The 9,833-nt window shown below is 58.7% G+C and carries 9 protein-coding genes; 5 read left to right on the top strand and 4 right to left on the bottom strand.

The genetic code is table 11. From position 1 onward, the window contains the following. Positions 1–35 precede the first annotated feature (35 nt). The 5 genes from ruvC to HYZ49_15505 all read left to right on the top strand — a co-directional run bounded on the left by ruvC (position 36) and on the right by HYZ49_15505 (position 5,264). Positions 36–524 (top strand): crossover junction endodeoxyribonuclease RuvC, encoded by a 489-nt coding sequence (gene ruvC, locus HYZ49_15485; protein MBI3243686.1) that lies wholly within the window; start codon positions 36–38, stop codon positions 522–524. Positions 525–586: 62 nt separating this feature from the next. After that, positions 587–1,171 (top strand): Holliday junction branch migration protein RuvA, encoded by a 585-nt coding sequence (gene ruvA, locus HYZ49_15490; GenBank protein ID MBI3243687.1) that lies wholly within the window; start codon positions 587–589, stop codon positions 1,169–1,171. Between the two features lie 73 nt (positions 1,172–1,244). Then, positions 1,245–1,622: a four helix bundle protein gene (locus HYZ49_15495; GenBank protein ID MBI3243688.1), complete on the top strand. Its 378-nt coding sequence runs from the start codon at positions 1,245–1,247 to the stop codon at positions 1,620–1,622. Positions 1,623–1,680: 58 nt separating this feature from the next. Then, complete coding sequence (locus HYZ49_15500) at positions 1,681–2,529, top strand: pyrroline-5-carboxylate reductase (GenBank protein MBI3243689.1); 849 nt, start codon at positions 1,681–1,683, stop codon at positions 2,527–2,529. 41 nt (positions 2,530–2,570) lie between these two features. Continuing rightward, on the top strand, positions 2,571–5,264 hold the full coding sequence (locus HYZ49_15505; GenBank protein ID MBI3243690.1) for an aminoglycoside phosphotransferase family protein: 2,694 nt from the start codon (positions 2,571–2,573) through the stop codon (positions 5,262–5,264). Between the two features lie 246 nt (positions 5,265–5,510). On the opposite strand, the gene HYZ49_15510 is transcribed toward HYZ49_15505, so the two are convergent. The 4 genes from HYZ49_15510 to HYZ49_15525 form a co-directional block, all read right to left on the bottom strand. Next, the gene (locus HYZ49_15510) at positions 5,511–6,188 is read right to left on the bottom strand and encodes a uracil-DNA glycosylase (GenBank protein MBI3243691.1); all 678 of its coding nucleotides are present in this window, start codon (positions 6,186–6,188) and stop codon (positions 5,511–5,513) included. A gap of 24 nt (positions 6,189–6,212) precedes the next feature. Then, complete coding sequence (locus HYZ49_15515; protein MBI3243692.1) at positions 6,213–6,833, bottom strand: macro domain-containing protein; 621 nt, start codon at positions 6,831–6,833, stop codon at positions 6,213–6,215. Continuing rightward, entirely contained in the window at positions 6,830–7,657 is an 828-nt protein-coding gene (locus tag HYZ49_15520; GenBank protein MBI3243693.1) for a TIGR02452 family protein, read from the bottom strand. The genes HYZ49_15515 and HYZ49_15520 overlap by 4 nt, the downstream gene beginning before the upstream one ends. Positions 7,658–7,825: 168 nt before the next feature. After that, on the bottom strand, positions 7,826–9,787 hold the full coding sequence (locus HYZ49_15525; GenBank protein MBI3243694.1) for a PD40 domain-containing protein: 1,962 nt from the start codon (positions 9,785–9,787) through the stop codon (positions 7,826–7,828). Positions 9,788–9,833: the final 46 nt, after the last annotated feature.

The raw sequence follows: 9,833 nt of genomic DNA on the forward strand, positions 1-9,833 counted from the left end.
TTTGACATTTCCCATTTGTCATTTTTCATTCTTCTATGCTCGTCATCGGCATTGACCCCGGCACGGCGACCACCGGCTGGGGGCTGGTGCGAGAGACCGACTCGGAATTGGAGTGTGTGGCTTACGGGGCCGTGATCACGCCCGCCGGCCAGCCCTTGCCGAAACGACTGCAAACCATTCACCGCGAACTGAAGCAGGTCATCACTCTCCACCACCCGGACTCCGGCGCGGTGGAGAAGTTGTTTTTTCAGAAGAACGTGACGACAGCCATGTCGGTCGGGCAGGGACGGGGCGTGGCCCTGCTGGCTCTGGCCGACTGCGGCCTTGAGATGGGCGAGTACACGCCGTTGCAGGTGAAGCAGGCCGTCTCCGGTTATGGCCGCGCCGACAAGCGCCAGATGCAGGAGATGGTGCGCACCCTGCTCAACCTGGAGTCCATCCCCAAACCCGACGATGCCGCCGACGCGCTGGCGGTGGCGATTTGCCACTTGTATTCGGCGAAGATGAATGCGTTGATTGAATAATTCCCAATGCTCAATTCACAATGCGCAATTTGTGAATTGAGCATTGAGCATTGTGAATTGAAATGATCTCCTCCCTCCGCGGCCTCATCCAACATATTGACAACGACTTCCTCATCCTCGAAGTTGGCGGCGCCGGCTTGAAGGTGTTTGTGCCCGCCAGCGTCTTCGAGCAGGTTGACGGCGTGGGTAAGGTAGCTTTTCTGCACACCCATCTCATCGTCCGCGAAGATGCGCTGACGCTTTACGGCTTTTCATCTGAGGAGCAACGGACTTTGTTTGAGACTCTGCTCGGCGTGAACGGCGTCGGCCCTAAGCTGGCGTTGGCGGTGCTGTCCTACGTTTCGCCCGACAACTTGCGGCGGGCGGTGGGCCAGGAACAGCCCGAAGTGCTGGATCGCGTGCCGGGCGTAGGCAAGAAGACGGCGGAGAAGATCGTCTTCCACCTCAAGGATAAGTTTGGCCCCGGCCTGCCAATCGGCGCGGGCGTGCCTATTTCAGATGTGGATACTGAAATTCTGGGCGCGCTCACGGCCTTGGGCTACAGTGTGGTTGAGGCGCAGGCGGCCCTTCAGTCTATCTCGAAGGATGCTCCTAAAGATGTCGAGGAGCGGGTGAGACTGGCACTACAGTATTTTGCCAAACCGTAAACGAAAATCCCAAATTCCAAAAGCCCAAAATCCCAAATCTGCGAGGAGATAATCAAGAGTGACTGGACAGAGAATGGCTCCGGGAAAGGCCGATACACCCTACGACATTCGAGAGCGCAGTTTTCTGTTTGGGGTTCGAGTCATAAAATGGGTCCGGACATTGCCTCGGGATTGGGCTACAGAGACGTGCGCTAAGCAACTCATCAGAGCGGCTACTTCTGTTGGGGCGAACATCGAAGAGGCGGATGGAACTGAGACAATCAAAGACAAGGTTTACAAGTGGACAACATCGCGCAAAGAAGCGCGAGAGTCTCGGTTCTGGGTGCGCACAATCTGTGCGGCCAATTCCGAATCGCCAGAGGGTCAGGCTTTGATTCAAGAAAGCTCTGAACTTACCAACATCCTCAGCACGCTGATCAAGAAAAATAAAGACACCCTCAACTCTGACTAATACCGCCCGTAGATTTGGGATTTTGGAAGTTGGGCTTTTGGGATTTCAGGAGCTAACCATGTTCTCCAATACCACCATCGCCTTTATAGGCTCCGGCTCGATGGCCGAAGCCATGATTTCGGGGTTGATTGCCCAGAAGTTAATTGAGCCGCAAGCCATTGTGGCCTCCGGCCCGCGCCCGGAGCGGGGCGAAGCGTTGCGCGAGAAATATGGCGTCCGCGTCACGACGAATAACCGGGAAGCGATAGAGGGAGCCGATGTGGTCGTGTTGGCGGTCAAACCGCAGATCCTGCCAACGGTCATGCCGGAACTCAAGGGCCACATCCAGCTTGGCTCGCTGGCCCTGTCCATCATCGCCGGAGTCAAAATCGAGACGATTGCTCAAGGCCTGCTTCACACCGGCATTGTGCGGGCCATGCCCAACACCCCGGCCCAGATTGGCGAAGGTATTTCGGTGTGGACGGCTTCCCACGAAGTGACGGAGGCCCAACTCAAACAGGCCGAGGCGATTCTGGGCGCATGCGGCCAGCAGGTCTTTTTGGCCGACGAAGATTATCTCGACATGGCAACGGCGCTCTCCGGCACCGGCCCGGCCTACGTTTTCCTTTTCATGGAAGCTCTGGTGGATGCCGGGGTGCATCTCGGCTTCTCGCGCCACGTGGCCGAGCAGTTGGTGTTGCAAACCATCAAAGGCTCTGTCGAGTATATTCTACATTCGCCCAACCACCTGGCCCGGCTTCGCAACCAGGTCACCTCGCCCGGCGGCACCAGCGCCGAGGCCCTCTACTACCTCGAAAAAGCCGGCTTTCGCACCGCACTCTCGCGGGCGGTGTGGGCGGCTTACCAGCGGTCGGTGCAGTTGGGCCGGGGCAAGAAGCGAAGCCAGTTGGCGGATGGAGAGAAATAACCACTGTTGCGCGCCCGCCGTCTTGCACTAAAATAGCGGCGATGACAAAACTTGGCCGTTTCACGCCTCAAGGCACGACTGCTTTAGACAAAGACGCCGACCTGGCCGTCTTTCTCCTCGATTACCTCGAACGCCAACGCGACCCGGCCACCGGCACCTGGCCCGGCAAACCGGAGACCCGCCGCCTGCAAATTACCTCCCAGGTGTTGGAGGCGCTCGGCGAACTAGGGCTGGCCCAGGTCACCGCCCACCTGGTTGAACCGGCGGTGAAGTGGTTCACCGAGATGCCGGTTTTGGGCGATGTTCCACCCCAAGACCGTTACCTGACCCGAATTTACCCCATGCGCTTCAAGGCGCTGGCCATGCTGGGCCGTTTCACCGCTTCGCGCCCGCGTGCCGACTTTGAAGACCTGTGCAAGCACGCCGATGTCAACACCGGCTGGCTGTTGAACGTGCCCGGTCTCAAACCAGCGCGGGCCACCATGATCTGGCTGGACACCCTGCTGTTGTTGGGCGGCGACATTCAACTGAGCTGGCAACCGTGGCGCGATAATGGGCTGAACACTATCGCCACTGCTCTCAACATCTGGCTGGCGATTGGCGCGCCCGACTCGGATGGCACCAGTGCCCTGACCGAGATCAACAATGCCGGGGACGCCGCCTACGCTCTCGACTTGTTGTTGCGGTCGCGGCGGCTCACCAGCCTCTCGCCAGCCATTGATCAAACCCTGTCAATTCTGATTCGCACCGCGCAGTGGCGCGATCACCAGGATACTTTCAACAAGCGGGCCTTGTATAGCGCCCTGCAATTAGCCCGCCATTTCACCGAGCACCCGGCGGCCCGCGCCACCGTGGGCGGTTTCATCGGCGAGATTCGATCTCGCTATCGCACGGGCGAACACCAGCACCAGCCCGTCCACTTTCACGCGCTCGCCCTGCGCCTGCTGGCCGCGCATCACCGCGCCAGGTTGAGCGACATGGTGTTGGAAAAACTGGAACGCCGAAGCAAAGAGCCTGAAGTTCCGCCGAAAGAGGCTGAACCGGAAACCGCCGCCGAACGACAACCGGAAGCTTCCCCGCGGGTGGCGGCCTCCTCTCACGAGGAAGAGACGGCTGAACTGAATCCACCCGCCGCTCCCGCGAGTGACGCTGTCCCGTTATCCGTGACGGCCTCACCCTCAGCCGACGTTGATCCGAGTCAACAAGCCGCGCTCACCCAACTTGTTCAGGGGCACGTCAAAGTCAAGCTGGGGCGGGTGGATAGAATCTCCGGCACGCGCGCCCGCGCCACCGTCTACCGTGTTCACTTTGGCCTGCACTCGGACGCCACCGACGGCGCGGGCCAATCGCTGACGGCCTTGCCCGATTCACTCCGCCTTGTCATCAAACAGGGAAGCATCGAGTCGCTGGCCCGCACTATCAAGCGTTACGGTGAACTGCCCGACGAACTTCTGCCCTACTTTGCCAAGCACGCCGACCAGCCCGAAAGCACCGGCGGCTCGCCGGAGTGGTATTTGGTGATGGAAGATTTGGCGGGGATGTCGCCGCTCGGCGGGATTCTGGATCAGTTGGATGACCACGCGGCGCACGAAGAACCGATCGCGCGTCTGGCCGTCGCGGTTGGGGGAGCGTTGTCGGCCCTTCACCGGCACCGCCGCCGCGCCCCGCTGGCCAGCAACGAACTGGGCTGGCTCTACCTCACGCCGATCACCGAAGCCCTGAACAAAATTTGCGAGGCCTCGGCTTTTCCCGAACTCAAAGACTATGTTGAAATCGGTTTCGAGAGCAACGGCTGGCGCTATCACAACCTCAACACTTATCTATCCAGGTTACAGTGGCACGCCGTTATGCTCAATCCGCCCACGATTGGCACGGTTCATGGCGACTGTCACAGCCGCAACCTGATGATCGATTCGGCTTTGTCGCGCGTTAAGTTTGTTGACCTGGAGACGCTTTCGTACATTGACGACTATCTCACCGATTGGGGCCTGCTTCTCGAAGACGTGGCTCTATATCGCTACCTGCCGCGCGGCCAGCGCCCCAACTGCCTCACCCGCGACGAGATCGTCACCGGCCCCGGCCTGATCAACTATCCCTACCTGCCGCGCCAGGCCGACTCGGTTTTGCATTTTCAGAAGCGCCTCATCGAACAGGTGGAAGCCTTCGCCGGCTCGCTGAACGACGCCCGCTTCAAGCCCCGCCTGTGGCTGGCGATTGCCCGCAACCTCATCCTGCTGGCCAGCCGCCAGATTACGGCCCAGCCGCCGGAGGCTCAGGCTCACGAAGACGCCCTCAAACTGGTGATGGTGGCTTACGCCGAAGCGATCCGATTGCTGGATGAGTTGATCGCTCACCTCAACTCGCCAGAGCGCGTGCCGCTCCTTGACCTGCCCTTCACCGGCCAGCCCAACCCTCGCGCCTCTCTGCCCTTCCCGCTCGAAAGTTTGCAGGAGGCCATCCTGCAACTTGACGTATCCATCATTCACCGCCCCTCGCCCGCCGACTCCGGCATTTCGCAATACCTCATCGAAGGCAAACCCTTTGCCGAGATCAACGCCGGGGCCGAGCCACCCACGCTCTCGCTGGCCGGGCGGCTGGAGCAATACGTTGATGCCAGCCATATTGCCCGCCCCGTTGATTCGGCCAACGTCGTCATCCCGCTTCAGCCGGCCACGTCGCTGGACGATGTGATCGGGCTGGTGCGGCAGGCCTACTTTCTGGCGCTGGCCGATTAGAATCGTTTGTCTCGCGCACTTGGAGATTATTAACCACGGAGAGCACAGAGTCCACAGAGAATTTTGGCTCTACTAGATTTAACGTGAAAAAATTTTGGGGACGCGGATGAACGCTGATTTTCGCGGATAAAAAACAAAATCTGCGTTTATCCGCGTCCCATTTCCCGGTAAAGCTGGGAGACCCGAATTTTAAAGGGTTTCTCTGTGATCTTTGTGCTCTCTGTGGTAAAACCCCTTTGAAGTGCTTTACAAATCCGGAATCTGCCAGTCAATCTCCGGTTTGCCCGCCTCGCGCAGTTTGGCGTTGATCTTGGAGAAGGGCCGGCTGCCAAAGAAGCCGTTGGCCGCCGAGAGCGGCGAGGGGTGGGCCGACTGAATGATGACGTGCCTCTTGGCGTCAATCAGGCCGGCCTTCTTGCGGGCGTAAGCGCCCCACAACACAAACACAACCCGATCCGTCTTATCGTTCACGGCCCTGATCACGGCGTCGGTGAACGTCTCCCAGCCCTTGTCCTTGTGCGAGTTGGCCTGATGCGCCCGCACGGTAAGCACGGCGTTGAGCAGTAGCACGCCCTGTTTGGTCCACGGCACGAGATAGCCGTTGTTCGGAATCTTGCACCCCAGATCACTCTGCAACTCTTTGAAGATGTTGACCAGCGACGGCGGCGTTGGCACGCCGGGCCTCACCGAGAAACACAGCCCGTGCGCCTGCCCGGGGCCGTGATACGGGTCTTGCCCCAGGATGAAGACGCTCACCTGCTCGTAAGGCGTCAGGTGCAGGGCCGAGAACACCTCTTCTTCCGGCGGGAAGACCGTGTGCTTGCGCCGTTCTTCGGCCACGAACTTTTGCAGTTCTTTGTAGTAAGGCTTTTTGGTTTCTTCAATGAGGATGGGGCGCCAGGAGGTTTCTATATTTTGGGCCATGAGTTTTGCGAAGGAGAAGGGTAATTAGTGTTGGAGATCGCGATACGTTTCTGAATACATCAGTTGATGGCGTCTTTGGGCCTCTGACCAGGTAAGCGGGAATCGATGTTGGCCGTTTATATCATCAATGGCTTGTTTCATCTGCCTGGCGCACACCTCGGGCAACACCTTGCCGACGCCGGTACCCATGCCGGGAATGGCGACCGTCTTTACTTTGTCGCCGATAAGTGTGCCATCTTCAAACTGCCCGAATTTTATCAGCAACAGAATTGCTCGCGTTGCCAAATAGACGTTGACCGATTCGCGGAGGATCATCGGCACCCGCATGGTTGGCGCAGAAATAACAAAAGGTATTTGAGGGTGATCGGTTGACACAATTTCGGCTAGCCCAACGAGAAGTTCACCGTGATGTTTTTCCTGGATGATCTTTTGCAGGCGCTTCTCGACCTGCCAGCCGAAGAATTCTGAAATTCTTAAATCCAGCCCACCATCCATGAACCCAAAGCTATTGGCTGGGCTGACCAAAGCATCGCACCGCGCATCGAAAATCGAGCCGTGATGAATTTCGACGTTCTCTACGTCGGCCAATGCCGTTCGCCAGGCAACAACTAGCGCCCCCTGTACATCGGCTAGAACGATTTTCATCTCGCCTCCTCAAATGCTTTCCGAAACGGCCCTATGAATTTCTCTTCGTCAGAAAAATCCAGAATAGCAAAAACGACCATTAGATAAACGCCTTGAAAGTTGCTTCTCAATGCTTTGCTGAACAAACCAGCAATTTGATTTGCATCATTCCCAAAGGCACCACACCCCCAGGCACCAAGCACAATAGCGTCGTGCCCATGCTTTGCGCCAATTGTCAGAATCTTGAGAATTCGTTTCCACATTGCCTCTTCGATCTCAGAGTAGTAAAAGGGCGCATTTTGAAGAATCTCGTTGGCATTGACAGCGGCGCAAGTGATGAACGAGCAAAGAAGAGGTTCATCACGAAACGCCCCATCATCTGTGCGAAACACAGGAACATCAGGCGAATAGATGGCGTAGTCAGAATATAGGGGATTGCGCTGTTTGTGGTGATACGCGTACATTTCATTCCCGACCAAGCAAGTGTACAAACCGGATGAACGGGCTAGAGATTCCTCCTGTGCCCTTGCGCCGCTAAGAAACCCACCGCCAGGGTGTTTGGCCGACGCAAAATTTAGCACCGCTGGGCGATATCCGGCTTGGATTAATCGTTCGGCAGAGGCAAGCGATGTTTCATTGGCGATTGCAATTGTGGTGCTTTTATGCTTTGGTGGCGGTGCCTCAGCCGGTTCATCAGCCGGATAGGATCGAGTCCCTTCCACAGCCTGCTTCAACATAGAGGCAATTTCAATGCGGTGCCCCGATTCGGAAACGTAGGAACCGGCTTCCAATATTCTCTTTGTCTCTCGGCCTTGCGCGGCGGCAAGTTCGCGATTGAGGAGCATGAGCGCAGTATAGCGCAGACGATCTTACTGGGCAATTGATTTACGGTTGCCAATCCGCCGAATAATCATGCGTCGGGTGAGAGGCAGTGTAGGGACAACGGATTCTGCGAATTATGCGGATCGCGATCCGCGAATTCATAAAATCCGTTGTCTCCAAACCCGTTGTCCTCACGGTTGCCAATCCGCCGAATAATCATCCGCCGGGTGCGAGGTGAGTTGACGGAGGTTAGAACCGTCGGCCTGCATCACGTACAGGTCAAAGTTGCCGGCGCGGTCGGCGGCGAAGAGAATAAGCCTGCCATCGGGCGACCAGTGCGGCGTGCGTACCGCGCCCAGGTTGAAGGTCAGCCGCCGCTGGTCGGCGCCGTCGGCGTTCATCACGTAAATCTCACTCGCGCCGTCTCGCTCGGAGACAAAGACAATTTGCTTGCCATCGGGCGACCAGTCGGGGTGATAGTTGCGGGCGGCGGTGTGGGTGAGGCGCAGGACATTCGAGCCGTCGGCATTCATGACGTAGATCTGATACTGATCGCTCTCACGCCGCGACTCGAAGACGATCTGCTCGCCGGTCGGCGACCAGTCGGCCACGGCGTCGTCGGCGGGGGCGTCGGCCACTTGTGTCAGGTCGGAGCCGTTTGGGTGCATCCGGTAAATCTGGTAGCGGCCAGAGCGATTCGAGTCGAAGAGGATCCATTCGCCGTTTGGCGACCAGGCGGGAAATTCGTCAAAGGCGGGATCGCGGGTCAGGCTTTGACGCTGGGTGCCGTCGGCGGTCATAAGGTGAATATCGGGGTCGCCGTCTCGCCGCGAGAGAAACGCGATCCAACGCCCGTCCGGCGACCAGCCTGGACTGCGGTCTTCGGCTTCGGTGAAGGTCAGGCGGACGAGGCCGGAGCCGTCGAGGGCCATGCGGTAGATTTCGGGGTTGCCGTCGCGCTCGGAGACAAAGGCGATGAGGCCGGTTCCGCCGCCGAGTTCGTCGGGCGAGAGGGTGGGAAATGAAGTTGGCGTTGGTTGGGTGGTTGGGGCGTTGGGTGGTTGGGTGGTTCGCGTCAGCGGGTTGGGAGTGAAGGTAAGAGTGATGGTGGCAGTGGCGGTTGGCGTGGGAGTCAATGTTGAGGTGTTGGCCGGGGTGAGAGGAGCCGGAGTCGGCGTCACCGTGATCAAGGCGATGGCCAGGCCGAGGTCGCCAGAAGCGGCCACCGTCAATCCGCAAAGCGTGAAGCCGATCAACAAGATCAGGCCGAGCGCGGTCCTAACGTGTCGCGGTTTGATCATACGGAAGTTGCACGGTGGCAATCGTGCCCTGGCCGGGGCGGCTCCGAAGCTCCAGCCGCCCGCCGTGCCGCTCGACGATGCGCTGAACAATGGACAGGCCGAGGCCGCTTCCGGCCACGTGAGCTTGCCGGCGATGGAGTTTGAACTGCAACAAAACGAAGCCGCCCCGCTCAAATCCAAACGCCTCGAACAGCAGGTCTTCGCTCGCCGCCAAATCGAGCAAGGTCTGGCTGCGTTGCTTGACAAATTGCGGAAAACCATCAGTAGCAGTTCGCGGTCGCCTTCGATGGGCGGGATGGGCCAGGGCACTTTTTGCACGTCGAGCGCGATCCGGTCGGGCGCTTGCAGAAGCTCGACGACTTCGTCGAGCAGTTCGCCGATCTCCACGCGCTCGAATTCGAGCGGGCGTGTGCCGAGGTCGGCCAGCCGCCGCAGGCCGCGGGTGAGTTGGGCCAGCCGGTCGGCCTGCGCTCGCAGTTCGACGATGGTTTCTTTACTGTTGTGTTCACTCGCTTCGCTCGCCTGCAAGTTGTCGAGTTGCACTTGAATGGCGGTGAGGGGATTCTTGAGTTCGTGATCGAGGCGCTGGATGAAACGTCGGCGCTCGGTTTCTTCGTCGGCGGCCTGCGCGGCCAGGGCGCGTTGGAGGCGGGAGGCTTGCCAGCGTACAAGAACACTGGCGGTCAGAAGTGCGAAGGCGGCGAGCAGGGCAATGACGAGGGTGAAGTTGGCCGGGTCGGCGTCAAAGCCGAATCGCAACAGGGTCGCCGGAATCGCCAGCCGCACCACAAACGCGGCGGCCACCCCGACGATCAAAACTCCCAATCCGATCCATCCAAGCCAGCGAGACATCAGTCAAAAACCCCAAATCCCAAAATCCCAAATCTAAAATTGCCTC

This window comes from Chloroflexota bacterium (assembly GCA_016197225.1).
Classification (GTDB): Bacteria; Chloroflexota; Anaerolineae; order Anaerolineales; family VGOW01; genus VGOW01.

What these genes read in the sequence shown, in the direction of transcription:
- ruvC (MBI3243686.1), top strand. Translation starts at nt 36, where the DNA reads ATGCTCGTCATCGGCATTGACCCCGGCACGGCGACCACCGGCTGGGGG.
- ruvA (MBI3243687.1), top strand. Translation starts at nt 587, where the DNA reads ATGATCTCCTCCCTCCGCGGCCTCATCCAACATATTGACAACGACTTC.
- HYZ49_15495 (MBI3243688.1), top strand. Translation starts at nt 1,245, where the DNA reads ATGGCTCCGGGAAAGGCCGATACACCCTACGACATTCGAGAGCGCAGT.
- HYZ49_15500 (MBI3243689.1), top strand. Translation starts at nt 1,681, where the DNA reads ATGTTCTCCAATACCACCATCGCCTTTATAGGCTCCGGCTCGATGGCC.
- HYZ49_15505 (MBI3243690.1), top strand. Translation starts at nt 2,571, where the DNA reads ATGACAAAACTTGGCCGTTTCACGCCTCAAGGCACGACTGCTTTAGAC.
- HYZ49_15510 (MBI3243691.1), bottom strand. Translation starts at nt 6,188, where the DNA reads ATGGCCCAAAATATAGAAACCTCCTGGCGCCCCATCCTCATTGAAGAA.
- HYZ49_15515 (MBI3243692.1), bottom strand. Translation starts at nt 6,833, where the DNA reads ATGAAAATCGTTCTAGCCGATGTACAGGGGGCGCTAGTTGTTGCCTGG.
- HYZ49_15520 (MBI3243693.1), bottom strand. Translation starts at nt 7,657, where the DNA reads ATGCTCCTCAATCGCGAACTTGCCGCCGCGCAAGGCCGAGAGACAAAG.
- HYZ49_15525 (MBI3243694.1), bottom strand. Translation starts at nt 9,787, where the DNA reads ATGTCTCGCTGGCTTGGATGGATCGGATTGGGAGTTTTGATCGTCGGG.